24 protein-coding genes are annotated in these 26270 nt (G+C 72.3%); 3 read left to right on the top strand and 21 right to left on the bottom strand.

Features of this window, described 5'->3' with window-relative positions; translation table 11 throughout:
- Nucleotides 1–6: 6 nt before the first annotated feature.
- A complete protein-coding gene (locus ACIRYZ_RS37035; RefSeq protein WP_402952774.1) occupies nt 7–873 on the bottom strand; it encodes a universal stress protein in 867 nt (288 codons plus the stop codon).
- Between the two features lie 246 nt (nt 874–1119).
- Nucleotides 1120–1614: a universal stress protein gene (locus tag ACIRYZ_RS37030; RefSeq protein WP_402952772.1), complete on the bottom strand. Its 495-nt coding sequence runs from the start codon at nt 1612–1614 to the stop codon at nt 1120–1122.
- 288 nt (nt 1615–1902) lie between these two features.
- On the opposite strand from ACIRYZ_RS37030, the gene ACIRYZ_RS37025 reads away from it, so the two are divergent.
- Entirely contained in the window at nt 1903–3255 is a 1353-nt protein-coding gene (locus tag ACIRYZ_RS37025) for a phosphoribosyltransferase family protein (protein ID WP_402952771.1), read from the top strand.
- A gap of 106 nt (nt 3256–3361) precedes the next feature.
- Here the strand turns inward: ACIRYZ_RS37025 and ACIRYZ_RS37020 are convergent, their stop codons facing one another.
- Together ACIRYZ_RS37020 and ACIRYZ_RS37015 are read right to left on the bottom strand one after the other, a co-directional pair.
- Nucleotides 3362–4120, bottom strand: a complete 759-nt coding sequence (locus ACIRYZ_RS37020) for a DUF998 domain-containing protein (RefSeq protein ID WP_402952769.1) — start codon at nt 4118–4120, stop codon at nt 3362–3364.
- A 261-nt stretch (nt 4121–4381) separates the two neighbouring features.
- Entirely contained in the window at nt 4382–4666 is a 285-nt protein-coding gene (locus ACIRYZ_RS37015; RefSeq protein WP_402952768.1) for a DUF1540 domain-containing protein, read from the bottom strand.
- Nucleotides 4667–5043: 377 nt separating this feature from the next.
- Between ACIRYZ_RS37015 and ACIRYZ_RS37010 the strand changes: the two genes are divergently transcribed.
- Both ACIRYZ_RS37010 and ACIRYZ_RS37005 read left to right on the top strand, forming a co-directional pair.
- Nucleotides 5044–5913, top strand: coding sequence for a universal stress protein (locus ACIRYZ_RS37010; protein WP_402952767.1), 870 nt, complete (start codon nt 5044–5046; stop codon nt 5911–5913).
- Between the two features lie 665 nt (nt 5914–6578).
- The gene (locus ACIRYZ_RS37005; protein ID WP_402952765.1) at nt 6579–7229 is read left to right on the top strand and encodes a DUF305 domain-containing protein; all 651 of its coding nucleotides are present in this window, start codon (nt 6579–6581) and stop codon (nt 7227–7229) included.
- Here ACIRYZ_RS37005 and ACIRYZ_RS37000 read toward each other — a convergent pair.
- The 17 genes from ACIRYZ_RS37000 to ACIRYZ_RS36920 all read right to left on the bottom strand — a co-directional run bounded on the left by ACIRYZ_RS37000 (nt 7174) and on the right by ACIRYZ_RS36920 (nt 26252).
- Nucleotides 7174–7455, bottom strand: a complete 282-nt coding sequence (locus ACIRYZ_RS37000; protein WP_402952801.1) for a restriction endonuclease — start codon at nt 7453–7455, stop codon at nt 7174–7176. The genes ACIRYZ_RS37005 and ACIRYZ_RS37000 overlap by 56 nt on opposite strands.
- Nucleotides 7456–7959: 504 nt before the next feature.
- A complete protein-coding gene (locus ACIRYZ_RS36995; protein ID WP_402952764.1) occupies nt 7960–9774 on the bottom strand; it encodes a protein kinase in 1815 nt (604 codons plus the stop codon).
- 235 nt (nt 9775–10009) lie between these two features.
- The gene (locus ACIRYZ_RS36990) at nt 10010–10279 is read right to left on the bottom strand and encodes a hypothetical protein (protein ID WP_402952763.1); all 270 of its coding nucleotides are present in this window, start codon (nt 10277–10279) and stop codon (nt 10010–10012) included.
- A 138-nt stretch (nt 10280–10417) separates the two neighbouring features.
- A complete protein-coding gene (locus ACIRYZ_RS36985; RefSeq protein ID WP_402952761.1) occupies nt 10418–11002 on the bottom strand; it encodes a hypothetical protein in 585 nt (194 codons plus the stop codon).
- A 55-nt stretch (nt 11003–11057) separates the two neighbouring features.
- Nucleotides 11058–11633, bottom strand: coding sequence for a hypothetical protein (locus ACIRYZ_RS36980; RefSeq protein ID WP_402952759.1), 576 nt, complete (start codon nt 11631–11633; stop codon nt 11058–11060).
- A 66-nt stretch (nt 11634–11699) separates the two neighbouring features.
- The gene (locus tag ACIRYZ_RS36975; protein ID WP_402952757.1) at nt 11700–12476 is read right to left on the bottom strand and encodes a nuclear transport factor 2 family protein; all 777 of its coding nucleotides are present in this window, start codon (nt 12474–12476) and stop codon (nt 11700–11702) included.
- Nucleotides 12473–13924, bottom strand: coding sequence for an ATP-binding protein (locus ACIRYZ_RS36970; RefSeq protein WP_402952756.1), 1452 nt, complete (start codon nt 13922–13924; stop codon nt 12473–12475). The genes ACIRYZ_RS36975 and ACIRYZ_RS36970 overlap by 4 nt, the downstream gene beginning before the upstream one ends.
- Entirely contained in the window at nt 13921–15129 is a 1209-nt protein-coding gene (locus ACIRYZ_RS36965; protein WP_402952754.1) for an IS701 family transposase, read from the bottom strand. The genes ACIRYZ_RS36970 and ACIRYZ_RS36965 overlap by 4 nt, the downstream gene beginning before the upstream one ends.
- A gap of 297 nt (nt 15130–15426) precedes the next feature.
- Entirely contained in the window at nt 15427–17007 is a 1581-nt protein-coding gene (locus ACIRYZ_RS36960; RefSeq protein ID WP_402952752.1) for a Na+/H+ antiporter, read from the bottom strand.
- Nucleotides 17000–18886 (bottom strand): 1,4-alpha-glucan branching protein GlgB, encoded by a 1887-nt coding sequence (glgB, locus tag ACIRYZ_RS36955; RefSeq protein ID WP_402952750.1) that lies wholly within the window; start codon nt 18884–18886, stop codon nt 17000–17002. The genes ACIRYZ_RS36960 and glgB overlap by 8 nt, the downstream gene beginning before the upstream one ends.
- The gene (locus tag ACIRYZ_RS36950; protein WP_402952749.1) at nt 18883–20937 is read right to left on the bottom strand and encodes an alpha-1,4-glucan--maltose-1-phosphate maltosyltransferase; all 2055 of its coding nucleotides are present in this window, start codon (nt 20935–20937) and stop codon (nt 18883–18885) included. The genes glgB and ACIRYZ_RS36950 overlap by 4 nt, the downstream gene beginning before the upstream one ends.
- Nucleotides 20934–22121, bottom strand: a complete 1188-nt coding sequence (gene glgA / locus ACIRYZ_RS36945; protein ID WP_402952800.1) for a glycogen synthase — start codon at nt 22119–22121, stop codon at nt 20934–20936. The genes ACIRYZ_RS36950 and glgA overlap by 4 nt, the downstream gene beginning before the upstream one ends.
- Nucleotides 22121–23473 carry a sugar phosphate nucleotidyltransferase gene (locus tag ACIRYZ_RS36940; protein WP_402952747.1) on the bottom strand — a complete coding sequence of 451 codons (1353 nt, stop codon included), beginning with the start codon at nt 23471–23473 and terminating at the stop codon, nt 22121–22123. The genes glgA and ACIRYZ_RS36940 overlap by 1 nt, the downstream gene beginning before the upstream one ends.
- An 8-nt stretch (nt 23474–23481) precedes the next feature.
- The gene (locus ACIRYZ_RS36935) at nt 23482–24231 is read right to left on the bottom strand and encodes a MinD/ParA family protein (RefSeq protein WP_402952746.1); all 750 of its coding nucleotides are present in this window, start codon (nt 24229–24231) and stop codon (nt 23482–23484) included.
- A gap of 51 nt (nt 24232–24282) precedes the next feature.
- Nucleotides 24283–25497: a PP2C family protein-serine/threonine phosphatase gene (locus ACIRYZ_RS36930; RefSeq protein WP_402952745.1), complete on the bottom strand. Its 1215-nt coding sequence runs from the start codon at nt 25495–25497 to the stop codon at nt 24283–24285.
- A 7-nt stretch (nt 25498–25504) separates the two neighbouring features.
- Nucleotides 25505–25921: an ATP-binding protein gene (locus ACIRYZ_RS36925; protein WP_402952744.1), complete on the bottom strand. Its 417-nt coding sequence runs from the start codon at nt 25919–25921 to the stop codon at nt 25505–25507.
- Between the two features lie 19 nt (nt 25922–25940).
- Complete coding sequence (locus tag ACIRYZ_RS36920; RefSeq protein WP_402952742.1) at nt 25941–26252, bottom strand: STAS domain-containing protein; 312 nt, start codon at nt 26250–26252, stop codon at nt 25941–25943.
- Nucleotides 26253–26270 lie beyond the last annotated feature (18 nt).

Below are 26270 nucleotides of genomic sequence, written 5' to 3'. Positions count from 1 at the left end.
GTCGGCTCAGTCGTGGGGGACGACAGCGAGCGGGCAGGGCGCGTGGTGGATGGCAGCCTGGGTGACCGGGCCGATCCGAGGTGCCAGGGTGGTCCGGTACCCGCCGCGGCCGACCATGAGCAGACGCGCTCCGGTCGCGGCGTCGACGACGGCCCGGGCGGGGCTGTCGTGGCTGAGCCGCTCCACCACGTCCACCGCCGGGAACTTCTCCCGCCAGGGGCGCAGCGTCACGCTCAGTTCGTGGCGGTCGGCCTGCTGGACGGTCTCGTCGGGCGAGCCCTGCCAGGTGGTCAGGGACGGGCGGCGGCTGGTGGCGTGGACGGCCAGCAGTGAGGTGTGCCGTCGGTCGGCGGCGTCGAAGGCGAGTTCCAGGACGTGGTCGTAGCCGGAGCGCTCGCTCACAGCGACGGCGACTGGCCCGGACTGAGCGGCCGGGGTCAGGGTGCCGTCGGGGTGGTCGTGGGCGCGGACGAGCACCACTGGGTGCTCGGCGCGGGCGACGGTGTACAGGGCGAGCGAGCCGATCAGGTAGCCCCCTCCGGTACCGATGTCCTGTGAGCCGAGTACCAGCAGTTGCTCGTCGCCCGCGGCGGACAGCAGGGCGGCGGGAGTGGCGGCGGGCAGCAGTTCGGTGGTGAAGGGAACGTCCGGGTAGTGCTCGCGCAGCTCGCCCTCCGCGTCCCGGAGGATGCGCTGTCCAACAGCGGTCCCCGCTTCCCCGCTCGGGAGGTGCGGCGCCGCGCCAGGGCTGAGCAGCCACAGGTGCAGCAGCCGTACGGGCAGTGCGCGCAGTTGGGCCTCCCGCGCTGCCCACCGGGCGGCCGACAGGCTTTCGGCAGAGCCGTCAAGACCCACGGTGATCTCCGGTCGCATGCGAATTCGCCTCCTCCTACGAGGTGCCCGAGCCGACGAGGCAGGGCGGCGGACGGCTGGGCTGGCCGCCTCCCCGTGCCGACCGAGACGCCAGCCGGCCTGCTTCTCATCGTGGCCCTGCGGATCCCCCTCGGCATGGGCCGGTGGGCCCATACCCGGACGGTGATGGACCTTGCCCGGGGCAGGTCAGAGCCGGCGAGCTCGTCCGGCCCGGGTGGCCCGCCCCATGGTCACCGGCACACCGGTTCAAGCGGGCGGCTCGCCCGGCACGACGACGACGGGCAGGTGGGCGTGATGGACGATCTCGGTGCTCGTCGAGCCGAGCGCGAGACGGCCCCAGAGGCCGGCGCCGCGGGATCCGACCACAAGCAGGCTCGCGTCCTGGCTCGCGGCCAGCAGGACCTGCGCAGGGCGGCCGCGCTCGCAGTGGACCTCGACCTCGACGAACGGCTCGCCGACCTGTCGGCGCAGTTCCTCGACGGAGTCCGTCACCTCGCGGGCGACCACGTCGTGCAGGTGGGTCGGCGGCTCGCCGCTCGTGCGGGGCCAGACGGGCGTGCCCAGGTCGGACGGGTCTTCGTGGCCGGAGCCGTAGGCGCGTACAGCCCGCACGGCAACGCCGCGCACCTGAGCCTCGCGCAGAGCGAAGAGCACGGCTTGACGGGCGGGCTCCGAACCATCCGTGCCGACCACGACAGGCCTGGCGGGGCCGGCGGGGCCCGGTGTGGGAGTGCTGCTCACGGGGACCTCCAGGGCGTGCGTCCACTGTGCGGACTGCCCGGCTCGGCGGATCCGGATGCTCCGAGGGGGTGCGGTCGCCGAATCGCCCGCTCGCTTTCATGCTCCCCCGCCGCTGCCGCCGCGGCACGTCCGTCCCCGGCGCACGGGGTCCTTCCTGGAGTCAGCGGACGGCGGAGCGTCGACTCGGTCGCTCGCGCGCGTCCGGTGGCAGGAGGATCGTGGAAAGCGGGCCGCCCGGCGCGGGGTCCGGGGCCGGTTGTGGTCCTCGTATCCGGAGGAGGGCGGGTCATGTACTTCGTCGACCGTATGGACGCGGGGCGTCGCCTCGCCGAGCGGGTCGGGCACCTGACGGGCGAGGACGTGGTGGTCCTCGGGCTCCCCCGTGGTGGTGTTCCGGTGGCGGCCGAGGTCGCGAAGGTGCTGCACGCGCCGCTGGACGTGATCGTGGTGCGCAAGCTCGGCGTGCCGTTCCAGCCGGAGCTGGGCATGGGCGCGATCGGCGAGGGCGGGGTCCGCATCGTCAACGAGGCGGTGATGCGCGCGACGCGCACCTCCGAGCGGGACCTGGCCGCGGTGGAGGCGCGGGAACGGGTCGAGCTGGACCGCAGGGCACAGCGGTACCGCGGTGACCGGCCCCGCTCCGAGCTCATCGGCCGCACCGCGGTCGTCGTGGACGACGGCATCGCCACCGGTTCGACCGCTCTCGCGGCCTGCCTGATCGCCAGGAACCAGGGCGCGGCCCGCGTGGTGCTCGCCGTCCCCGTCGCCCCGCCGGGCTGGACCCGCGGGCTGATGGACGCAACGGACGAGCTGGTGGCGCTGTCGACGCCCGGGGAGTTCTACGGGATCGGGCAGTTCTACGAGGACTTCGCGCAGACCACCGACGCCGAGGTGATCGCCTGCCTGGACGAGGCCGCCGTCCGGATGGGCGGCGGCCAGCCACCCGACCCCGCCTCGCGGCTGCCCGCTCGGTCCGTTCCGGCGAGGGCCGACGACCCGGAAGTCGTGGTGGACTCCGGGCCGGTGCGGCTCGGCGGCCAGCTCACCGTCCCCGAGGGGGCAACGGGGATCGTGGTGTTCGCCCACGGCAGCGGCAGCAGCCGACACAGCCCGCGCAACCGGTTCGTCGCGGGCGAGCTGAACCGGGTGGGCCTTGCCACCCTGCTGTTCGACCTGCTCACCGAGGAGGAGGCGTTCGACCGGGCGAACGTCTTCGACACCGCGCTGCTCGCCCGACGCCTGACCGACGCCACCCGCTGGCTGCGCGACCGCGACGACGTCGGCGACCTCGCCATCGGCTACTTCGGCGCCAGCACCGGAGCCGCCGCCGCGCTGTGGGCCGCGGCGGAGCCGGACTCCCCCGCCCGGGCGGTCGTCTCCCGCGGCGGGCGGCCCGACCTCGCAGGCCCCCGCCTACCGGCCGTCACCGCACCCACCCTGCTCATCGTCGGCGGCGACGACCACGTGGTCCTCGACCTCAACCAGCAGGCCCAGGCACGACTGCACTGCGAGAACCAACTCGCCGTCATCCCGGGCGCCACCCACCTCTTCGAGGAACCCGGGACCCTCGAAGAGGCCGCGAACCTGGCCGCACAGTGGTTCACCACCCACCTCGCCCCGGTGTCAGGCCCCGCCCGCTGAGGCCCATGCCCCGATGCCCACCCGATCAGGAGCAGGGCCGATCGGCCGGTGCGGATCTCGACCCAGTCGCCACCGGGGGATCTCGGACCCGCCGATTCCCTCGGCATCACTCCGGGTTCGCGGACGGACCCACGGTGGCCGACCGGCTCCTCGGCACCCGCCGCGCCGAGGGCCGGCGGCGGCACAGGAGGTGCAGGCTGAGGGCCGCACAGAAGAGGGACACGAGCAGGACCTGGGCACGCTCGGGAACACCGACCACCCGCGCGTCAGCCAGCACCATCGCGATCTCCCCGAGCCCCAGGGCCCCCACCGCGAGCCCGGCTGCCAGGGTGAACAGGCCGAGCGGATGGTGGCCCGGCAGCCGGAGCAGCACGGCGCCGAAGAGGACGGCGGCGATCACCGCGGCCGTGAACTCCAGCAGACCGGTCAAGGTGTGCGCCTGGGCGAGCTGCGACGAGAGGGTGCTCCGGTCCAGGGCACGGCAGACCGGGTCGGCCGACGGCGCGCACGGCATCGGCCACACACCGTCGGCGGCCGAGCCCAGCCCGGTGACCGCGAGGGCGATCGCGCCGGCCACCGCCCACCGGCTCCCGCGCACGCACGAGGCCGCGAGGCCCGCGGCGAGAACGACCAGGCCCACCCCGCCGATCGTGTCGCCCACGCGGAACACCACGGCCCCGGACTGGCCCGCCACGGACAGCTCGCTGACGTACGACCGGATCACGCTCAGCCGCGAGCCCACCACCCACTGCAGCGGGAACGAACTGTAAGCAACGGATGCGAACAGCCCCACCCCCGCGGCCACGGTCACCCAGGGGCCACCCCGGGCACACGGGGCGCTCGCCCGCAGCGACGACTCGTCCATGATCGCGGCTCCCGTCCGGCACGCTCACCCAACACTCACCACCCTAGGAGGTGGACGGTCCAAGGTCGTTGCCCGCAAAGGAGTGGGAGGTTGGGGGTTCTGGTCGGTGAGCGGGAGGTCCGGGCCGATCAGGTCGATCCGGATGACCGGCCGGGCGGGCCGGTTGAAGACGGTCGGGTCGGCGGCCTCGGCCCGGGAGAGGCCGCAGTCGGGCAAGTTCAACGCAGCTGGTGATGGTGACGCGCCGCCCTTCGGCGCCAGTCAGGCGGGTGCGTACGTCAGGCAGTCGATGTCGCTCTGGTGGAACCCGACCGTGATGCCGGTGGCGCGGCACTCAAGGCCGACGTTGTGACGGCAGTCCGACATCTTGCACGCACCGACCCTGCCGTTGACGGAGGGGTCGCCGCCCTTGGGTGGGGCCTGCAGGTAGGTGTCGCAGTGCGCGTGACGGGCGTCGCCCACGGTGATGGCCAGGGCGTGGCAGGCGAGGCCCTGGTTGTAGGCGCAGCCTTCGACCGCGCATCCGGTGATGACGGGCATTTCCATGGCGAGGGTCCTTCGGTCGTGGCCTGCCCAGGTGGCGTCACGCGGTGGCCGGTGTGGGCACGCGAGCCTTCCGTTCGAGCATGAGCAGTGGTGTGATCGGCGGCCACTTGCGTTAGCCCAGCGGGAGCCGCGCTGCGGCTCTCCGTCTCGCCGCAGCGTGACACGTGAGCGGCGGCGGGGTCGGCATCCGGTCTCCTGTGGCAGGCTCCGCCCGCGAGGCGGAGCCTGGAGAGGGGCGAACGAAACGGTCGTCCGCGCGGGACGTCCGTCCGCGTCGCTTCGGGAGCTTGGCCGAGATGGCCGGGCAAGTCGGCTGCGATGGGTCTGAAGCCCAGGAGCGGCCTGCTGCCGGGAGCGTGTCCGGGGCAGGAGGAGTGATGGTTGATCCCGTGATCGTGGGAGTGGACGGCTCCGGACGGAGTCTGCGTGCGCTGGTGTGGGCCGCGAGCGACGCGGCGCGGCGCGAGTGCCCGTTGCTGATCGCCCATGTGCTTCCGGCCTGGGAGTTCGATTTCCCGTTCTTTCCCCCGGGTCGTGCCCAGGGCCTCAATCGCCGGGGCGCGGAGATCCTGACCGAGGCGGTGGCGATCGCCAAGGAGAGCCATCCGGGCCTCGAAGTGGAGTCCGACCAGGTCGCGGGCTCCCCAGCCGAGGTTCTTCGTGCGGCGACCGAGCGGGCGCGCTGCATGGTGCTCGGCGCCCGCGGCGAGGGAGGGCTCGGCAACCTGCTGATGGGCTCGGTGAGCCTCCAGGTCGCCGGCCACGCGGCCTGCCCAGTGGTCGTGGTCGGCGAGATCACCACCGGTCACGGACGCATCCTCGTCGGCACCGACGGCTCCGAGCACTCCACCGCCGCCCTGGAGTTCGCCTTCGAGGAGGCGTCCCTGCGCGGCGACCGCATCCACGCCCTGCGGGCGTGGAGCATGCCGACCACGCCGGAACCGTCCGAGGCCGAACCCGACCCGGACGAGGTGGAAGCCGGGCAGCGCCGCCAGCTCGACGACCAGCTCGCGCCCCTCCGGCAGCGGTATCCCGGCGTCGAGGTCGAGACGACCCTGGTCCGGGGGAAACCGATGGTCGAACTCGTCCGTGCCTCCGACCGGGCGGACCTCGCCGTGGTCGGCTCACGCGGCAAGGGCGGCTTCCACGGCCTGGCCCTCGGCTCGGTCAGCCACGGCCTGCTCCACTACGGCATCTGCCCGGTCGCCGTCGTGCGCCCACGGCCTCGGCACACACCGCCGGCGTGATCGCCAGCCCTTTCCAGAACAGAGCTGCTTCCTCCACGCTCCACAGCCTCAACGGTCCTCAGCATCACCCGGGCCATAGATCCCACCGAACGGCCTGCCCTGTCGCCATCGTCCCCTCCCCCTCCGGCCACGATGCCTGATTTGGCCGCTCGCCCCGCCCGTATCGTCGTCTCAACTGCATCTCGACGGCGTCCCCGCCGGGCTGCTCCTGGCGGTCTGCGGCGTCCTTGTCGGTCTCGACCCCGACCGGGGGCGCGTCGGCATGGCCCGTTGGAACAGATCCTCCTGACGGACCGCCAGTACGGAGCACCCCGGGGAAGGCGATCCGGGCAGGCCCGCCGAAGCGCTGATCAATGCCCGCGACGATGCCCAGGGGTCCGCACGCTCCCACGGCAGGCGATGGCCGGAGGCCAGCCAGTGTGACCGCGACCAGGCGGTGGACGGCGTCGGGGGTCGGGAGGCTGGCGGCGGCGGTGAGGGCTCGACTGACCGGACCTTCCTGGGGACGTACAGCGGTTCGCGGCACCGAGTCGGCCACCCGGGTACTCGTCGGAGTGCGGGCGAGTACCCGCGCCGGAATTCGGGGGACACGCCACCCCAGTGACCTGACCCACCAGCCGACCGGCACACCCCAGCCCCGGCCGAACCCAGGAGCCCCTCCCACCATGACCGAGACGACCCGCGCCCTGCCCCGCCACACCGCACTGGCCACCGCCGTGGCCGCCGTGCTCGTCCTTGCCGCCTGCGGCAGCAGCCACACCAGTGGAGCCGGGCCCGCTCCCGCCACCGCAGCCGCCCTGGCATCGGTCAGCCCGGCCCCGCACAACCAGGCCGACGTCACCTTCACCCAGAACATGATCTTGCACCACCGTCAGGCCATCGAGATGGCCCAGATGGCCCAGACCCGGGCCTCTTCCAGCGACGTGAAGGCTCTCGCGGCGAAGATCGAGAAGGAGCAGGCCCCAAAGATCGAGACCATGTCCGGCTGGCTGACGTCCTGGGGCGAGAAGGTCCCCGAGAACATGCCGAGCACGGCCTGCAGTGGCCCCTCGAGTATGCCCGGCATAGCGGGGCCTTCGTGCGTGCCCGGCATGATGGACAGCCAACAGATGAACCAGATGATGCACGCATCCGGCCACACCTTCGACACCATGTTCCTGACCATGATGATCCAGCACCACCAGGGCGCGATCGAGATGGCCCAGGCCGAGCAGGCCCAGGGCGCCTATGACCCCGCCAAGTCGCTCGCCGCCGGCATCGTCACCGCCCAGACCGCCGAGATCGCCCAGATGCAGAAGATGCTCGGCACCGGCTGAGCGTGTCTCGCGCAGCATGTGGGCATCCTCGGCAGGCTGATCGCTGGAATCGGACAGCACCAGATGACGGTGCGTCCGGCGGCGCGCGTTGGGGTCGGCGAAGACTCAGGACCTGGTGCAGGTCTTCGCGGTCGACGAGGTGCAGGCGCTGCCGGGTGGCGAAGGCCGCCGCGGGGTCGGTGAAGCCGTTGAGCGCCACAACGACCGGGACCGCAGCCCCGTGCACCGGCCGGGCAGTGCCGTTGAACCTCTGCACGGCCTCCGACCTGATTTCTTCGGGGTGGTTTGGGGCCTGGCGCAGGTTCTGTGACTGGTGACACTGGGTGACGGATCCTGGGCGTTGGCGGGGTCTGGAGATCGTCCGGAACTGGTCGGCCGAGCCACCTGGACGGCTGACAGTCGGCGGCTGTGTCGCAATCGTGGTCGTGGCTAGGTGAGTTGCTGTTCCCGTCGCTGCCTCAGGTGGAGGTCGTCGGTGTCGAAGCGTCCGGTGCGGTGGTGCGGATCGCTGCCCGCGTAGCACTTCCCGGTCATCGCGCAACCAGGACCCGAAACCGTTGACGACTTCCATACGCGAGCTTCGCGGCCAGCCGCTCTCGCCGGGGCGGTGACGAGGGCGCAACCCAGCGGCGGATCGACACGCTGGGGGCTGGGGGGAGAGAACAGCGTGCTGACGGTGGTCGGCTACAGGAGGATCCGGAACTCACACCGGACGTCGGCGGAACGCGGGTCAGCCCGGTCCATCCCGTACGGCCTGGACCTGCGCGCGGGCCAGGATCTCGCCATCGCCTGTCGGGGGAAGATCGACCAGTTCGACCTCAGCGGCGGTGAATGCGTCGCGGGCGCGGCCGGGCGCGAGGTCCAGTTGCAGGTGGTAGTCGCGGGTGTGGCCGTCGGGGACGTCGGTCCGGTACTCGCGGACCCCGTTTCCGACCACGTGTCCGCGCCCGGTCAGGTCGTCCATCGTCGGGGCGACCCGCATGAGGCGGCGTACCCGTACCCCGTCGGGCGCGATGATGCGCAGGGCTAGTTCCCTGGCCGTCGCGCGGCGGGTGCCCTCCAGGATCTCGGCCAGCTCCCGGGCCAGGCCCTGGGACGGCAGCGCGACGATGTCGACGGTGCCGCCGAGCGCTCGGGCGACGGCGTTGCCCTGGGAGACTTCCCAAGCTGTCCCGAGGCCGCGCACATGGCAGGTGAACCGGCCGGAGCTGGAGGCCAGGGCGGCGGCCAGTTCCTCGGGGCTCTCCGCCTCGTCGCGCATGTCCATCAGCAGGACGGCCGTGCGCACCGCGTCCGCGTGGCCCGAGAGCAGCCGGTCCGCCGTCCGGATCCAGCGGCCGAAGGCCGCCTCGCGAACCGGCTCCAGAGAGGCGAGCGCGGTGCGGGCCGCCGCCTTGGCGGCCGGAGTGGCGCGGACCAGGCGCAGGGTGTCCGGGTAGAGCGGCCCGGCGTACCTCGAACCCGCGATGACGGCGAACCTGGCGCTCTCGTCCAGGTCGTCCACGGCCCGCGCGACGGCCTCGGTCGAGGCCCGGAACTCCTCCTCGGGCAGCGCCGTGGAGAGCCCGATCAGGAACACCAGTGCTCTCGGCGCCGCTACGGCTGTCTCCCGTGCGGGGGCGGTCAGGGTCAGGATCGCGTTCGCCTCGACGGCGTCGGGGGCCAGGTACTCGTTCTGGAACACCTCGATGCGGTACCCCGGCCCGGCCTGCGGGTGAGCGTGGTCGAGGGACGCGGCGCGCAGCCGCTCGGCGACGTCGTCGGCGAGGAGCGGGCGGTCGTCGGGGTCCTTGGCGAGCAACTGTGCGGTCAGGAGGGCTAGTTGCGCCGGGACGTCCGGGCGCAGTGCCGTGAGGGACGGTGGCGGCGTGTACAGGTGCTCCAGCATGACCGCCCAGGCATCGCCGCGGGCGGGGAACGGCGGACGCCCGGTGAGCAGCGCGAAGAGCACGCAGCCGAGGGCATAGAGGTCGGCCCGGCCGTCGACCCGCAGGCCCCGGCACTGCTCGGGCGCCATGTATTCGGGCGTGCCCATGATGACGCCCGGTGCGGTCAGGGCGGAGGCGGTCCGGAGGTGGCCGGCCAGGCCGAAGTCGCACACCTTCACCCGGTCGTCGGCGAGCACCATGACGTTGGCGGGCTTGATGTCGCGGTGCACGATGTCCGCCGCGTGCGCGCTCGCGAGCGCGTCCGCGATGCGGGCGGCGAGGTCGACCGCGCGGGGCAGCGGCAGTCCGGTGGGATGTTCGCGCAGCAGCGCGCGCAGGTCCTGCCCGTCGAGGAGCTCCATGACGAGGTAGAGGCGCCCGTCCTGCTCTCCGCTGTCGAAGACCTGGACGATGCCCGGGTGCTGCAGTGCGGCCATGACCCGCGCCTCGCGGTGGAACCGGGCAACTGCCTCGCCCTTCCCGGCCGCCTGGTCCGCGGGCAGCAGCTTGACCGCGACCTGCCGCCCGAGCCGCCGGTCCGCTGCCCGCCAGACCTCGCCCATGCCACCCCGGCCCAGCATCGTCTCCAGCCGGTAACGGCCGTCGACCTCAGGCATTGGGCCACCCGTCGGCGCGTGCGGCCGCGACCGCTGGGGATCCGCCGGACAAGGTCGCGGTCACGTCCTCTCCCTCCGCTGCGAGCAGGCCACGTGGAACGAACCTACGGCGAGGATCCGCCCGGGAGGCGGGTTTCCGAGAACCAGGTGCACCGAGGGGTGGCGCCGCGAGCAGGACCACAGCCACTTCGCCGCGCCGTGGCCAGGCCCGGCGGATCACGCCTGCGTGGGGTGGTCAGCTGTGGTCGACGACCTGGGTGACGGTGAATCGGTTCAGGCTGTCAGGGCTCAGCCGGTGGCCCTCGACCACCAGGTATTGGTCCGCGCCGACCTGCAGGATCCGGGCGTCCTTCGCGGCCGGCGCGAAGTCCGGGTGGCCGCCGCGAGCCGCCTCCAGCGCGAACGCCCGCGCCTGCTCGCGCGACATCGGCCCGGAGGTCCTGATCTCGGCGCCGTAACGGTTCTTGGTCAGGCCGATCTCGGCTACCACGATGTGGTCGTTCATGGGAATCCTTCCAGTCATTTCTGGCCCGACCGACAGGGTGCCGGCCGATTGAGGGGGTGGTTGGAATACGGCATATGGCAGGCGGCCGGTGGACCGAGATGGAGCCCGCGGAGGCTTGCCCCCACCACGGGTCGGTGGTCAGTTCGTCAGCAGGTAGGTCGCCAGGCTGATCACCCCCGAGACCACCGCGATCACGGCGAGGGCCTTGAACAGGGCCACGGCCGCTCGCCTCAGCGCCCGCAGCAGGCGTCCCTCGCGCCAGCGTGCCGCCCGCCGTGGAGCGACCATCTCGATGGCCTGCGCGACGCCAATGGGGCCAGCGACCGCGGCGAACAGCCCGGTCGAGATGCCGAGCACCCGGACACCGGTGTAGGCGACGCCGACCCGATAACAGTCGTCCTCGGACTCGACGTACTGCACGGGCAGCCGGGCGCCGACCCGCAGACTGCCGTCGTACGGGACCGGACGCGCCGTGATCGTGCCCGAGTCGGAGGTGAACCGGCCGTAGCAGGTGGTGTGCGCCCCTTTGCCGGTGCCTTCGGCGAGGCAGCCTGTGACGGTCAACAGGCCCGGCTGACCGGCGAGTCGGAGCGGGTAGGCGATGGTGAGCACGCAGACGGTGGTCAGGGCCGCACCGGCCAGCATCACGGCGAGACCCGCGAACGCCAGGACCGGCGCGGCGCACCACCGCCCAACCCTGGACTTCGGGTCCCTCAGGTACACGGGTCCGCCGTTCCGCATCCTTGATCGCGACCGACCTGCTCCATCACGTTCCCGGTCACCGCACGTCCGCCTCTGCCTTCCAGGGCCGGCGGCGCGACCACCGGGCCGCGACCGCGCAGCCCAACAGCGCCAGGGCGCCCAGGAATCCCGAGAACACCAGCCCGGCCACTCCGGGGGTGCCGGTCCAGGCCCACCTCACGACGTTGGTCGTCCAGGCCACGATCACGCCGCAGACGAGCCAGAGGGTGCGGCGCCTGGGCCCCCGATCGACGAGTGGGACCAGGGGAAGCAGGTCGTCGGACGGCGGGATCGGGCCGGCTCCGGGGGGCCAGCCCGGTGGTGTCCAGAGGGACGGCGTCCGACCGTCCGTCCAGAGGACCGGGGAGGAGGCCTCCGGCCGCAGGTCGGGGTTGCGCATCCATTCGGCCCGGTGCCGAGCCGCCGGGTCCGGGTCCAGGACCAGCACGGTCCAGGAACCGGATCCGGCGACCGCCGGTCGGTGTTCCACCGGCCGGTAGCCGTACAGCTGCGCGACCCACAGCTCGCGGCGGAGCCCCGTGCCGGTGTTGGTCGTCGACACGACCACCCTCGGCCTGCCGTCGAGCCGGTCGGCCAACCAGGTGAAGTCCATGCCCACAATCGAACCAGCCACGCAGGGCCCGAAATGTTCTTTTGACGGTACTCTGACGGCCTCGCTTCAGGCCGCGGTCATCCGACTGTCCGTCAGCTGCCGGTGCAGACCCCAGAGGTCGAGCTGCGCCCACTGTCCCGTGACCTTGCCGTCCCTGACGTGGACGATACGGATGGCGTCGAAGGAGACCCGCCGGCCGGTAGCGGGAACGCCCATGAACTCGCCGATGTGAGAGGCCTCCACGCGGAAGCGGATGGTGACGGCGTCCCGCCCCTCGACCACCTCCTCCTCGGACATCTCCAGTCCCTCCCACGGCTCGACCATGTTCCGCGCGTAGTGCGTGAGCGCAACCTGGAAGTCGGTGAGCCAGCCGGTCAGTCCGAGGCACTTCTCGGTCCACCGGGCGGGATCGATCAGACGGGTGGCCCCCTCGATGTCGCCCGCCAACAGACAGTCGTTCCAGGCCCGGTAGATTTCGAGCGGTGTCGCGTTGGCCGGCGGCTCCGGACGGAACGAGGCCGTCTGCCGCCAGATCCGGCCGTCCTTCATCACCATGGTGCCGACTGAGTCCTTCCTTTCACCAGCGACCACCATGACCGCCCGGTAGCAAATCGTGTCGCCGTGCTCGGCGTACTCCACCATTTCCATCAGCTTCGGCCCAAGGGCGAGGTACTCGGAGAACGCCTCGCGAATTCCGTCCGCGCCGGTGAAACTACGGTCGGAACGGACGAGCACGGCGTCCTCGGTGTAATGCGCGACAACCGATTCGAGATCGCCGGCGGCCACCGCCGCGAGCTGCTTCTCGAAAACCGCCCGCGCATCCGTGGTCGTGATTTCCTTCATTCGAGATCCTTTCGGGTCGGTGCGGGAATTCGCACGGTGAACCAGGTGTCGCCGGGAGCCGAGCGGGCGGTGAGCGATCCGCGGTGCCGCTGGGTGACGATGCGGTAGGAGAGGTGCAGGCCGAGGCCCGTCCCCTTCCCGACGTCCTTGGTGGTGTAGAAGGGCTCGAAGATCCTCGTGAGCGCGTCGGCGGGGATGCCGCCACCGGTGTCCCCGATCTCGACGGTCAGACAGGTGCCCTGGAGGCCGGTCCGGACGGTGAGCGTCCCCGTGCCGTCCATGGCGTCAACCGCGTTGTCGATCAGGTTGGTCCACACCTGGTTGAGCTCGGTCGGGTGGCCGACCGCGTCCGGGAGGTCCGGCGCGTACTCGCGGACGACCCGCACGCGGGCCAGCTTGGGTCGCAGCATGGTCAGGGTGGCCTCGATGCCGGCGACCACGGAGAACCGCCCCTCCGGGGCCCGGCCGAGGTTGGCGTAGTCGCGGGCCGCAGCCACCAGCGCGGAGATGCGCGGGCCCGCCGTACGCAACTCCCCCGTGAGCGCCCGGGCCTCCAGCAGGGCGGACAGCTGCTCCAGGGCCACCGGAAGAACGCCCGGGCACAGCCCGTACAACCGGCGGGACAGCCAGCCCGTACCCAGGCCGCGTTCGGCCATCACGCAGGCGAGGCCCATCGGCCTTGCGGCGCCCTGCCGTTCGGCCCAGTCGAGCACCTCGTCCTCCAGGTCCGCCGACGCGACCGGATCGGACTCGGCGGTGAGCGGTGCCCGCTCGATCTCCGCCGCGAGCCGGTCGAGCGCCTCGGCCTCCCGGGCGACGGCCGCGGCGCCCCAGCGCCGCGCCGTACCGGCGAGCCGGTCGATGGCCGGGCCCAGCTCCTGGGCGGCGCGCGCCACGGCCGCGGCCGGGTTGTTCAGCTCGTGGGCCAGACCGGCCGCGAGCGTGCCCATGGCCGTCACCGTCGCCCTTCCCCGGGCCTGGGCCTCCGAGGAGGCGATCCGCCAGGCCAGGACGGGCAGCAGCACCCGGGCCACCCCGGGGCAGCGCACCAGCATGTCGAGGAAGACCTGCTTGGGATAGCAGGCGACGACCGTGCGGCCCGCCGCGGTGACGGTGGCCACGTAGGCGCCGTCGGTCAGCAGTGCGAGCTCCCCGGTGAACCGGTGGGCGGCCGGGGGCTTGGCGTCGTGCTCCCCGGCGGCGGGGCGGGCGCGGTGGCGGGTGAGCAGTTCCTCGCGGCCGTCCACCGTCTTGGTGACGAGCAGTTCGCCGTCGAGCAGGACGTAGAAGTGGGTGGCCTCGTCGCCGTCGCGGAAGAGGGTCTCTCCGTCGTCGAGCACCCGTTCCTCGGTCACGTCGGCGAGCCACTCCAGCTGGCGGCCGGTCAGATCGGCGAAGAGCTCGATCCCACGGAGCCGCTCGCCGCGGTCCTGGGCCGTCGTGGTCACCGCGATCCGATCAGCGGCAGGCGTCGCTGTGACAGCAGCCGTCCCGGTTGCCGGGGCAGCCCGGCCAGGACGGAGATCGCGTGCGCGATCGAGACGAGTGTGGCGTGGTGGTGCCAGCCGCGGTAGGAGCGCCCGGCGAAGTCGCGGATGCCGACGCCGTCGCAGACGTCCCGCAGGTCGCGGGAGACCCGCCTGGTCAGCTTGGCGATCCGGAAGAGCGCCGACGAGGAGAGGTGGCCGATGTTGGAGAGCCAGAGCTCCGCGGGCCGCACCTGGTTCGGGTCGGTCCACGCACCGATCAGGAAGAGCGGCGGCATGCCCACGGCGCGGTCGTGGACGGCCGGCAGCGCGACCCGGACCCCGACCACCTTGGCCACCCTGCGCCTGGCGTGCCGACTGTCCCGCCACTCGACCGCCGTACTCAGGTCCCGTACGGACGCCAGGAGGTGCTCCGTCGGCAGCCGCCGCCCGTCACCGGCGGGCAGCCTCGGGTCGGCGGAGGTCACCTGCAGGGAGGCGTCGACACTCAGGACGAAGGGGATCCGGCGCGGCACGAACGCCCTGAGGACCTCGACGAGGTCGTCGCCGGTCGCGGTCATCACCACCGGACGAGGCGTCAGGCTCCAGTCACGGGCGATCGAGACGACCGAATCGACGGCGCACTGCACCGGCGTCTGGGATCTCACGTGATCGGGGACGGCGGCTCTTCTCCGCTGCTCGCTGCCCGGGACCCAGGTGGCGGGCAACGCGAGCTGCCAGTCCACCGGGCAACTCGCCTCCTCGGAGGCCAGCCAGACGCCGGCGCTCTGCTGACAGTTGGCCATCCGACCGAGGCCGGGGACGAACTGGCGCTCGACGCCGACGGAGTGCCGGCCCGCCTTGGGCACGGCGAGCGGCTCGACGATCCAGGCGACCGGCTGGAGCTGCCGGTCCACGAAGCGGGCCAGGGACTGGCGCACCGGCTTCCACTCCCACGGGGAGGTGGTGATGAACTGCTGGAGGCTCTGCATCGCGCCGGCGTCGGCGGCCTCGGCGATGCCCTTCATGGTCTTGCGCCCTTGCGCGGACAGCAGCCCCCGGACGTACAGCTCGCCCCATCGCCGCTGGTCACTGCGCGGTACCGAGGCGAGCAACTGCCCGCACATGCGGTCCACCTGATCCTGAGAAAGGTCCTGCGGATCGAAGCCATCGAATCCGACGTCCACACCCATCCCTCCTCGAAGCAATGCGTGAATACCACGGCCCGGCGGAATTGCTCGCCATTCCGGGCATGACAGAGCGGGAGAAATCGTCAATCCGGACGGACTTCCCGAAAAACCATCTGCACTGCTGAGCTCGACCGCCCATTAGAGCAGAGAAGCGACTCCGGCAGAACTGTTCGACGGCGGTTTAGCGAGTTCCATATGCGGGTGCGCGCCGACCGGGCGCGACCGGGAAAGCCGTACCCACGGGTAATTGTTGGCACAGCGTACGGACAATTTCCGGTCGGGCCGGTTCTCCGGTCAGGTCCGCGAGAGCGCCGCCTCCTCCAGGTCGAGCTCGTGCATCACCCTCCGCAGCACCTCGTCGTGGATCCGACCCTCGCGACAGAGCCGGACGAAGACGCTGCGCTCGGTGGCCAGCATCTCCCTTCGCAGCCGCCGGTACGCCGCGGTGGGCGGCTCGGCCCGCGGCGAAGCGCCGTCCGAGCCGCCCGTCCGGATCCGCTCCCAGGCGGTGGAACAGCGGTGCTCGGCCAGGTCCCGCAGACGGTCGAGCACGTGGCCGGGCGCGTCCTCGTGACCGCTGGTGATCCTCTCCTCCACCCGGGCCCAGGCCGCTCGGACCGCTACCTCCTGCGCCATGGCCTCGGCGAGGTCGTCCTGGCGCTCCTGGCCCTCGTCCCGCAGGCGCAGCCGCCGCGCCACTGCGGGGAACCCGACGCCCTGGACCAGCAGGGTGCCGAGCACGGCCGAGAAGGCGAGGAAGAGCACCAGGTCCCGGTCCGGCAGGTCGGGCGGCACGGCGAAGGCCGCAGCGAGTGAGACCACGCCGCGGGTGCCGGCCCAGCAGATCGCGGCGGGGTGCTGCCACGGGGGCGCCGGGTCGCGCCCGCGCAGCCTCGCCGACAGCCGGCGGGGCAGGTAGGTGGCGGGGAAGACCCAGACGGTCCTGGCCAGTAGCATGGCGGCGAACACCACGGCCGCGTACCAACCGAGCGCCGCCAGGTCGGTGGTGTGCAGGGCCCGGAGCACCGGGCGCAGCTGCAGGCCGATCAATGCGAAGGACACCGCCTCCAGCACGCAGGTGGCCAGCCGCCAGGTGGCCTTCTCCTGCAGCCTGGCCTCGTGCGAGGCCCCGGCGAAGTGGTGCCCGAGGTACAGACCGGCGGCGAGCACGGCCAGCACTCCGGAGGCGTGGAGGGACTCCGCGATCGCGTAGGCGCCGAAGGGTACGAGCAGCATCACGGCGTTCTCCGTGACGGCGTCAGCCAGCCAGCCTCGTAGCCGGCGGACCGGGAGCGCGAGTGCCAGGCCGACGGCGAACCCTGCCAGCGAGGTGTACGCGAACTCCGCCGCACCGTCGAGGAAGGTGGTGGTGCCGCCCAGGGCTACCCCGAGGGTGAGCCGAAAGACGGTCATGCCGGTGGCGTCGTTGACGATGCTCTCGGCCACCAGGATGGTGACGATTCGTCGTGGCAGTCCGAGCCGCCGGGCGATCGAGACGGCGGCGACCGCGTCGGTGGGGGCGAGGATCGCGCCCAGGACGAAAGCGTCCGCCCACGGCATCCCGGGGACGACGGCGTGCGCCGCGGCGCCGACGACCGCGGTGGTGAACAGGACGAGCCCGACGGAGAGCAGGCCGATCGGGCGGGCGTTGGCCCGCAGGTTCAGGTAGGAGCTCTCCACCGCGTCGGAGTACACCAGCGGGGGCACGAAGACGATCAGCGCGAAGTCCGGGTCGAGGTGGTAGTCGGGGACACCGGGGACGAACGAGATCAGCAGTCCGGCGACGACCGCCGCGATCGGTGGGGAGACGCCGGTACGGTGGGCGGCGGCGGAGACCAGGGTCGCGCCGACGACCAGGAGCAGGATCTCAGCCACGCCCGGCCTCCCCGCCCTGCGGACGCAGCCAGAGCGCGCCGAGCGGCGGCAGCACGACGTCGGCACGGGCCGGCAGGCCCTGCCGGGGCCGTGCCTCGACCGTGACCGCACCGAGGTTGCCGACGCCGCTGCCCCCGTAGCACTCGGCGTCGGTGTTGAGCACCTCGCTCCAGTCGCCGGCGCGGGGGAAGGCCAGTGCGAACTGGGCGCGGACCACCGGCGAGAAGTTGTACACGCAGACCAGGGGTTCGCCGTCGGCGTCGTGGCGGATGAAGGAGAGCACGTTCTCGTCCGCGTCGTCGGCGTCGATCCAGCGGAATCCGCCGGGTTCGCCGTCGCGCTGCCAGAGTGAGGGGACGGTGCGCTGGAGCCGGTTGAGGTCGCGGACCAGGTCGCGCATGCCCCGGTGCTCGGGTGTGTCGAGCAGCGGCCAGTCCAGCGATCCGTCGTGCCACCACTCGGACGGCTGGGCGAACTCCTGTCCCATGAACAGGAGTTGGCTGCCGGGGTGGGCCCACATGAAGGCCAGGTAGGCACGGACGGAGGCGAACCGCTGCCACCGGTCGCCGGGCGGCTTGGCGAGCAGTGAGCCCTTGCCGTGGACGACCTCGTCGTGGCTGACGGGCAGCAGGTAGTTCTCCGCGTGGGCGTACATCATCGGGAAGGTCATGCCGGTGTGGTGGTGGCGCCGGTGCACCGGGTCCTGGCGGAGGTAGCCCAGGGTGTCGTGCATCCAACCCATGTTCCACTTCTGGTCGAAACCGAGCCCGCCGGCCTCGACCGGCCGGGTGACGCCCTCCCAGGCGGTGGACTCCTCGGCGACGGTGAGCACGCCGGGAAGGCGGCGGTGGAGGGTGGTGTTGAGTTCCCTGAGGAAGGTGACCGCCTCCAGGTTCTCGCGGCCGCCGTGGGCGTTGGGCGTCCACTGGCCGTGGCCGCGCGAGTAGTCGAGGTAGAGCATGGAGGCCACCGCGTCCACCCGCAGGCCGTCCACATGGAACTCCTCGCACCAGTACAGGGCGTTGGCGATCAGGAAGTTTCGCACCTCGGGGCGGCCGAAGTCGAAGACCAAGGTGCCCCAGTCGGGGTGATCGCCCCGGCGCGGGTCCGGGTGCTCGTAGAGGGGGGTGCCGTCGAACCGGGCCAGCGCCCAGTCGTCCTTGGGGAAGTGCGCGGGCACCCAGTCGACGATCACGCCGATGCCGGCTCGGTGGAGGGCGTCGACCAGGTGCCGGAAGTCGTCCGGGGTGCCGAACCGGGCGGTCGGGGCGAAGTACGAGGTGACCTGGTACCCCCACGAGCCGCCGAAGGGGTGCTCGGCGACGGGCAGGAACTCGACGTGGGTGAAGCCCAGGTCGCTGACGTAGGCGGGCAGTTCATCGGCGAGCTGGCGGTACGTCAGGCCCGGCCGCCAGGAGCCGAGGTGGACCTCGTAGACGCTCGTCCGCGCCGGACGCGCCGACCGGGCCGCCATCCAGGCGGCGTCGGTCCAGCGGTGCCAGGAGGTGTGGATCCGGGACGCTGTCCCCGGCGGGCACTCGGCGGCGAAGGCGAACGGATCCGCCTTCTGCCGCCAGCTGTCGTCCGCGCCCAGGACCTCGTACTTGTACAGGTCGCCCTCGCGCGCCCCGGGCACGGACAGCCACCAGACGCCCGAGGAGCCCATCGGCAGCATCTCGGTCCCGGCGCCGTGCCAGCCGTTGAAGTCGCCGATCACCCGTACCGCCCGGGCGCCGGGGGCCCAGACGGCGAAGTCGGTGCCGTCGGCGCGGGGGTGGGCTCCCAGCACCTGCCAGAGCCGCTCATGCCGACCCTCGCCGATCAGGTGGAGGTCGAGTTCCCCGATTGTTGGCGGAAGCTGGTCGAGTCGCGGGGTCACCGTGAAGTCCTCGTCAGGGATCGGATGGTGAAGACGTGGGCGACCTGGCCGGCGAGTGGGTCGAGCCGGACGCGGTTCTCATCGCCCCAGCGGTAATCGGCTCCGCTGAGCTCGTCGTGGACGTCGAAGGCGGTGCCCGGCTCCAGCCCGAGTTCGGCGAGGTCCAGGGTGAGGGTGCCCTGTTGGGCGCGGTGCGGGTCCAGGTTGAGCACCACCAGGACGGCGTCGTCGCCGAGCCGTTTGGAGTAGGTGAGGATCTGCCGGTTGTCGCATGAGTGGAAGCGCAGGTTGCGCAGGTGCTGGAGGGCCGGGTGCCGCTCCCTGATCTGGTTGAGCGCCGTGATCAGCGGGGCGAGCGTGCGCCCATCGGCGCCGTCCCAGTCGCGCGGCCGGTACTGGTACTTCTCGGACTGGGCGTACTCCTCGCCACCGGGCACGGCTGCGGCCGCCTCGCACAGCTCGTAGCCGGCGTAGACGCCCCAGGCGGGGCCGGCCGTCGCGGCCAGCACCGCCCGCACCGCGAAGGCGGCGCGTCCGCCGTGCTGGAGGTAACCCGGGAGGATGTCGGGGGTGTTGACGAAGAGGTTGGGCCGCAGGTAGTCGGCCGCCTCCTCTCCGTCGAGCCCGGCCAGTTCGCCGAGGTACGACTCGATCTTCTCGCGGGTGTTGCGCCAGGTGAAGTAGGTGTACGACTGGTGGAAGCCGACCCGAGCCAGGGCGTGCAGCATCGCCGGGCGGGTGAACGCCTCGGAAAGGAAGAGCACGTCCGGGTCGGTGGCGTGGACGTCGGCGAGCAGCCGCTCCCAGAAGCCCAGCGGCTTGGTGTGCGGATTGTCGACCCGGAAGATCCGCACACCCCGGTCCATCCAGTGCCGGAGCACCCGTAGGCAGGCGTCGTGGATGCCGTCCGGGTCGGCGTCGAAGTCGATCGGGTGGATGTCCTGGTACTTCTTGGGCGGGTTCTCGGCGTGGGCGATGCTGCCGTCGGCCCGGTGGCGGAACCATTCGGGGTGTTCGCGGACCCAGGGATGGTCGGGAGAGCACTGCAGGGCGAAGTCGAGGGCGACCTCCAGACCGAGGCGGCGGGCGGTGCGCACGAAGTGCCGGAAGTCCCGGTCGGTGCCGAGGTCCGGGTGCAGGGCGTCGTGCCCGCCGGCGGGCGATCCGATGGCCCATGGGGATCCGGGGTCGTGCGGTCCGGCGGTGAGGCTGTTGTCGGGGCCCTTGCGGTGGGTGGTGCCGATGGGGTGGATCGGCGGCAGGTAGACGACGTGGAAGCCCATTGCGGCGACGGCGGGCAGCCGGCGCGCCGCGGTGCGGAAGGTGCCGGATCGGGGCGGCCGTACGCCGGCCGGGTCGAGGACGGCGCCCTCCGAACGGGGGAAGAACTCGTACCAGGAGCCGTAGAGCGCCCGCTCGCGCTCCACTCGCACCGGGAACTCCGGCCCGACGGTGAGAAGTTCGCGCAGCGGTCCGGCTCCGGCCGCGGCCGTGACATCGGGCGCGAGGGCGGCGGCCAGCCGTTCCACGGCGGGGCGGGCGGTGTCCCGTACGGCGGCCGCCGCCCAGGCCAGTACGGTCTGTGCGGAGGTTCCGACGGCGAGCGGTCCGAGGGCGGCGCGGGCGAGCAGGGCGGCCCCCTCCTCCAGGGTCAGTTCGACGTCCACACCGGCCGGGACCTTGACCTCGGCCGCGTGCCGCCAGGTGGCCCGCGGGTCGCTCCAGGCCTCCACGCGAAAGGTCCACTCCCCCAGCTGGTCGAGGACGACCTCGGCGGTCCAGCGGTCGGTGCCGCGCAGCTTCTCGGCCATCGGGATCCCGGGGCGTTCGAGGCCGTCCGGGTCAGTGAGCACCACCTGGGCGCCGATCTCCTCGTGGCCCTCGCGGAAGACGGTGGCGGAGACCTCGAACGGCTCGCCCGGCACCGCCCTCGCGGGCCGGCGGCCCTGGTCAACCGACGGCCGCACTTCGGTGATCGGGATCCGCCCGACCGGGGACGGGAGTTGGTGCGGGCGGAGCTCCTTCGCGGGCAGGATCGACTCCACGGTCATCGGACTTCCGGCCTTTCCCTCATTGATCGGTAGACGTCGTGGACCTGTCCGGCGATCGCCGCCCAGGAGAAGTGTTCGGCAGCCCGGCGGCGTCCGGCCCGGCCCATCCGGCGGGCCCGGTCCGGGTCGGCCAGCAGCTCGTTGATCCGTAGCGTGAACTCCTTGGCGAAGAGCTCCGGCTCGGCGGGTTCGCCGTCACCACCGAGTGGGACCAGCAGGCCGGTCTCCCCATCGGCGACCACCTCCGGGATGCCACCCACGGCGGTGGCAACCACCGGGGTCTCGCAGGCCATCGCCTCCAGGTTGACGATCCCCAGCGGCTCGTAGACCGAAGGGCAGGCGAACACGTCGGCGTACGAGAGGAGTTGGCGCGCGGCCGAGCGGCTCAGCGGCTCCTCGACGTACACCACGTCGGCGCCCAGCCCGCGCGCCTCGCGGACCGCGGCGGCGAACTGCCCGGCGATCTCCGGGGTGTCGGGGGCGCTGACGCACAGGACCAGTTGGGTGCCGGGGGCCAGGTGCGGTGCGGCGCGCAGCAGATGGGTCAGGCCCTTCTGCAAGGTGAGGCGGGCGACGCAGGCGACGGTGGGCCGGTCGGTGCGCACGCCCAGGCGGCGCAGCTCGGCGGTGTCGGGGTCGGGGGCGAACTCGTCGGTGTCGACGCCGTTGTGGATCACCACGACTCGGTCGGGGTCGAGTTCCGGATAGCAGCGCAGGACGTCCTCGCGCATCGCGTCGGACACGGCGATCACCCGGTCGGCGCCGAGGAGTGCGACGCGCTCGCAGAACGAGGAGAGCGCGTAGCCGGCGCCGAGCTGTTCGGCCTTCCAGGGGCGCAGCGGTTCCAGGCTGTGCGCGGTGACCACGTGCGGGATGCCGTACAGCAGTTTGGCGAGGTGGCCGGCGAGATTGGTGTACCAGGTGTGGCTGTGCACGACGTCGGCTCCGGCGGCGGCCGCGGCCATGGCGAGGTCCGTGCCGAGGGCTTGGAGGGCACCGTTGGCTCCCGCCAGGTCGGTGGGCGCCCGGTGGCCCATGATGTGCGGAGCGGGCCGGGGACCGTCGAAACACTGGACCCTGAGGTCCACCAGCTGCCGCAGCTGCCGGGCGAGTTGCTGAACGTGGACGCCGGCTCCGCCGTAGACGTACGGCGGGTACTCGCGGGTGAGGAGGTCGACGCGCATCATGCCGCCCTTCCGTTCGGGGGCGTCTCGCCCAGCCAGTGCAGCAGGTCCTTGAGTCCGGAGAGGCTCGCCCCGGCGGGTATCCGCGCCTCGCTCCCGATGTCGAGCCGGGGGAACACGCTGACTCCGCGCAGGTAGGTACCGGCGCCGACCCGCACTTCGTCGCCGAGGGCGCAGAACTCCTCCAGGACGACGGGGCGCCCGAGGGTGGAACGGATGTCGACCATGGCGCCGAGGAAGGCGTCGGAGATCCGGGCGCCCGGGCCGACGATGCTGTGGTCGCCGCAGGCGACGCCGTACAGCGAGCTGCCCTCGCCGAGGTCCACGCCGTCTCCGATGTCGGACTCGGCGAGGACGACGCCGGGCCCGATCTCCACGTCCCGGCCGATCCGCACGTTCGGGCCGATCCGGACGGTGCCGTCGGCGACCTTCTCCGCGAGGGTCCGGCCGGTGGTCTCGTCCTTGAGGTACAGGCTGCTCTCGTGGATCCGGGCGCCGGCCAGGGTGCTCACCGGCGGGTCGATCCGGTCGCTCAGCATCGGGTACTCGTCGCGGAGGACCTCGCGCAGGGTGGTGAGGTAGTCGCGGGGGCTGCCCAGGTCGCCGAACTTGGCGATGGGGTGGGAGGCGATCCGGTGGCCACGCGCGGCCAGGTACGGCAGCAGGTCACCGCCCCAGTCGAGGCTGCGGCGGGCGAGCGCGGCCAGGGCCGGCTCGCGGGCGATCACCCGCAGCCGGTCGCAGTCGACCAGGTACATCCCGGCGTTCGTCTCGACCCGGCCGGCGCCGTCGAGCGCAGCGGCCGCCCGCAGGGTGGCCAGGTCCGGCTTCTCCAGGAAGCCCGTCACCCGGTCGTCGGGGCCGCGCAGCACCACGCCGTACTTGCCCGCGGCCTCGGCGGCCGGGCGCAGCACGGTGGCGAGGGTGATCACGGCGTCGTGCGCCCGGTGGGCGCGGGCCATGGCGGCGAGGTCGAAGTCGAAGACCGAGTCGGAGGGGAAGACCAGCGCGAGGCCCGCGAGGTCCCAGTACTCCAGGCAGCGCAGGGTGGCCTCGCCGGAGCCGGTGTTGCCGCTGTCGAAGCGGGTTCGGGAGTAGCGGACGGAGACGCCGAGCTGTTCCCCGTGCTCCAGGATGGCCTTGGTCTGGGCGCGGTTCTCCCCGCCGTTGGCGGCGACGTAGAAGTGGTCGACCCCCTGGGCCCGCAGGATGCCGACCGCCCACTCGATCAGGCTGCGGCCGGCCAGGCTCATCGCGGCCTTGCTGCGCAGGTAGTCCGGGGAGTTCAGGGTCAGCGGCCGCGCCCGCACTCCCCGGCCTCCGACCAGGGCGATCGCGGACAGGGTCTCCATCGTTGCCGTCACCTCCGGCGTACCAGGGAAGGGATGATCATGCGGAAACGTTTCATCAGCGGGTGATCGGGGTGGGCGTCGACGAACAGCCGCGCTCCGGCGGCCATGGCCAGCTCCGGCGTGTACGGGAGGGCGGCCTCCGCGGGCGATCCGTACGCCGCCTCGGCCCGCTGCGCGGCCAGTTCCCGCGGCACGCCCGGCGGCACCATGTTCACCAGCAGTACGCGGCGCGGGCAGCCGAGCTGGCCGGCGAACTCGATCGTCTCCCCGGCGCCGCTGAGGTCGAGCCGGCACGACCTGGTCACCACGGCCAGGGTGTCGGCGCTCGCCACGGCGGTCACCGTCTCGTTGTTGATGCCGGCGTGCGTGTCGAGCAGCAGGACGTCCAGGCGCAGCGCCTCGATCAGCCGGTCGAAGCCCTCACGCAGCAGGCCGACGTCGTACCCCTGCGCGATGATCTCGTGGATGCCGGAGGTCTCCGCCCGGGCGGGGACCAGGTACAACTCCGAACCCCCGGGTGCCGCGGGCAGCGCGAGGGCCGCGTCCTCGACCTCGCAGCGGCCGACCAGGTAGTCGGCCAGGGTGCGGGCCGGTGGCTCAGTGCCGCCGAACAGCACGTGAGCGGCGGGTGACTGGATGTCGGTGTCCACCAGCGCCACCCGGTGGCCGGCGTCGGCCATCAGCCGGGCCAGGTTGGCCGCGAGGGTGGATCGTCCGGTACCCCCTCGGTGCGAGTGCATCGCGATGATATGTGCCATCTCTCCTGTCCGATCGTGCTGGAATCCCGGTGGGGCGGGGTCCGCGCCGGGTCAGCCCGGTCCGGCGGTCCGGTGGACGGCCATCATGGTGATGTCGTCGTGCTGCTCGGCGGCGCCGGTGTGCTCCCGCAGCGCCGCCTCCATCCGCTCCAGCAGCGCCCGTCCGGACGGCACGGGCTCGCGCAGCAGGTCGAGCACACGCTCGTCGCCGAAGAACCCGCCCTCCGCGTCGCGGGCCTCGGGCACGCCGTCGGTGTAGACGAACAGCGTGTCGCCCGGGCGCAGTTGGGCGTACCCGAGGGAGAAGGCGCAGTCCGGGATGACGCCGACGGCCGGCCCGGTGGGCTCCAGCGGCGTCGGGTCCCCGCCCTCCCTGGGGACGAGCATGGGCGGGTTGTGGCCGCCGTTGATGTAGACCAGGCTGCCGGTGGCCGGGTCGAGGACGGCGAAGAAGAGTGTCGCGAAGTAGCCCTGGCCGCTGTGGTTGCGGGTGAGGTAGCCGTTGGTACCGACCACGGCGTTCAGCAGCGGGGTGGCCCCGACCACGGGGATGACGTGCGCGGGATCAGCCGCCTGGTGAGCCGTCATCGGGCTCTGCAGGCCGCTGTGCTCGGCCGTGTGCCGCAGCAGGCTGCGGATCAGCGCCATGAACAGCGCCGCGCCCACGCCCTTGTCGCAGACATCCGCCACCACCAGGGCCAGCCGGCGCCGGTTGACCAGCTCGAACACGTCGTAGAAGTCACCCGCGACATTGCGCGCGGGGCAGAAGCGGACGTCCAGGTCCCAGCCGTCGGGGGCCGGCAGTTCCTCTGGCAGGAAGCCCTCCTGGATCTGCCGGCCGATCTTCAGCTCCCGTTCGTAGCTGAGGAGTTCGGCCTGAGCCTCGACCTCCTCCATGGCCCGGCCGAGCTTCGCCCGCTCGTAGCAGCTGCGCAGCCGGGCCCGCACCAGCGGCGGGAGGAACGGCGGGACGATGTAGTCGTGCCCCAGCCTGGTGTGCTGCTCGATGTCGGTGAAACCGTCCTCCGCGTACACCACCGTGATCGGGGTCGTCCCGCTCTCGGCGAGGCGCCGGCTGATCTCCCGCACGGCCCGCGGCGGCATCGCGGCCGGGGTCAGCAGGACTTCCGCCCGGGGTGCCTCGCCCTCCAGGGCGTCGTGGGGGGTCCGGACCTCGACGGCCACGTCCTCATGGGTCAGCGCGGCCAGCAGTTCGGGGGGCGGGTTCCGCTCCTGGTCGACCAGGAGCGCGGTCACGTCGGGCATGGGGTCCTCATTCGGTTCGGTGCCGCCGGATCACGAGGGCGCTGCGGTTGTGACCGTCGGCGTAGCGGTAGTTGAAGGCGTCGAGCGCGGTGAGGGCGAGGTGGATCCCCAGTCCGCCGATCGGGCGCCGCGCCAGCGGCACGTCGGGCGTCGGGGGTCTGCACCCGGCGGCGGGATCGAAGGGCGGGGCGTCGTCCTCCAAGCGAATCCAGACGGTGTCCTCGTCCATTCCGCCCGTGAGCCGTAACTCCCCCTCGCCGCCCCGGTAGCCGTGCATCACCACGTTGGTGGCGAGCTCGTCGGTGGCGAGCCGGAGGCGGTACGCGGCCTCGGGACCAAGCCCGGCCCGCTCGGCGAGCTCGTGGCAGAAGTGCGCGACCTCGTCCAGGGAGGTCAGCGCGGCAGCGATGCGCAGGGCGGTCATCCGTGTGGCCCGTCCGGTCTCACTCGTCGACGAGCGTGACGCTGCGGTCGAAGCCGGCCTGCCGGATGGTCCGGGCCACCGGCGCGCTCGGGCCGGACACGGTGATCCTGACGTCGTCGCCCATCTTCTGGCGGGCGAACACCAGGGACCGCAGGCCGGCGCTGGCCATGTACGTCAACCGGCGGGCGTCGATGACGACATGGGTGATCCCGGCGGCTGCGGCCTGCTCGATGGTGCCGTGGAAGGCCGGGGCGCTGGCGGCGTCCAGCTCTCCGACGAGGCTGATGGTCGCGGTGTCGCTGGACGTGGTGACCGAGACGGTGAGGGCCATGGGGTGGGTTCTCCAGTT

This window comes from Kitasatospora sp. NPDC101155 (assembly GCF_044768305.1).
Taxonomy (GTDB): Bacteria; Actinomycetota; Actinomycetes; order Streptomycetales; family Streptomycetaceae; genus Kitasatospora.
The sequence above is the reverse complement of the archived record's forward strand: the minus strand, read 5'-3'. Positions and strand labels throughout refer to the sequence as shown.

Bases quoted from the DNA above. Each gene is read 5' to 3' on its own strand.
- ACIRYZ_RS37035 (WP_402952774.1), bottom strand. From the start codon at position 873: ATGCGACCGGAGATCACCGTGGGTCTTGACGGCTCTGCCGAAAGCCTG.
- ACIRYZ_RS37025 (WP_402952771.1), top strand. From the start codon at position 1,903: ATGTACTTCGTCGACCGTATGGACGCGGGGCGTCGCCTCGCCGAGCGG.
- ACIRYZ_RS37020 (WP_402952769.1), bottom strand. From the start codon at position 4,120: ATGGACGAGTCGTCGCTGCGGGCGAGCGCCCCGTGTGCCCGGGGTGGC.
- ACIRYZ_RS37015 (WP_402952768.1), bottom strand. From the start codon at position 4,666: ATGGAAATGCCCGTCATCACCGGATGCGCGGTCGAAGGCTGCGCCTAC.
- ACIRYZ_RS37010 (WP_402952767.1), top strand. From the start codon at position 5,044: ATGGTTGATCCCGTGATCGTGGGAGTGGACGGCTCCGGACGGAGTCTG.
- ACIRYZ_RS37005 (WP_402952765.1), top strand. From the start codon at position 6,579: ATGACCGAGACGACCCGCGCCCTGCCCCGCCACACCGCACTGGCCACC.
- ACIRYZ_RS36995 (WP_402952764.1), bottom strand. From the start codon at position 9,774: ATGCCTGAGGTCGACGGCCGTTACCGGCTGGAGACGATGCTGGGCCGG.
- ACIRYZ_RS36990 (WP_402952763.1), bottom strand. From the start codon at position 10,279: ATGAACGACCACATCGTGGTAGCCGAGATCGGCCTGACCAAGAACCGT.
- ACIRYZ_RS36980 (WP_402952759.1), bottom strand. From the start codon at position 11,633: ATGGACTTCACCTGGTTGGCCGACCGGCTCGACGGCAGGCCGAGGGTG.
- ACIRYZ_RS36975 (WP_402952757.1), bottom strand. From the start codon at position 12,476: ATGAAGGAAATCACGACCACGGATGCGCGGGCGGTTTTCGAGAAGCAG.
- ACIRYZ_RS36950 (WP_402952749.1), bottom strand. From the start codon at position 20,937: ATGACCGTGGAGTCGATCCTGCCCGCGAAGGAGCTCCGCCCGCACCAA.
- glgA (WP_402952800.1), bottom strand. From the start codon at position 22,121: ATGCGCGTCGACCTCCTCACCCGCGAGTACCCGCCGTACGTCTACGGC.
- ACIRYZ_RS36940 (WP_402952747.1), bottom strand. From the start codon at position 23,473: ATGGAGACCCTGTCCGCGATCGCCCTGGTCGGAGGCCGGGGAGTGCGG.
- ACIRYZ_RS36935 (WP_402952746.1), bottom strand. From the start codon at position 24,231: ATGGCACATATCATCGCGATGCACTCGCACCGAGGGGGTACCGGACGA.
- ACIRYZ_RS36930 (WP_402952745.1), bottom strand. From the start codon at position 25,497: ATGCCCGACGTGACCGCGCTCCTGGTCGACCAGGAGCGGAACCCGCCC.
- ACIRYZ_RS36925 (WP_402952744.1), bottom strand. From the start codon at position 25,921: ATGACCGCCCTGCGCATCGCTGCCGCGCTGACCTCCCTGGACGAGGTC.
- ACIRYZ_RS36920 (WP_402952742.1), bottom strand. From the start codon at position 26,252: ATGGCCCTCACCGTCTCGGTCACCACGTCCAGCGACACCGCGACCATC.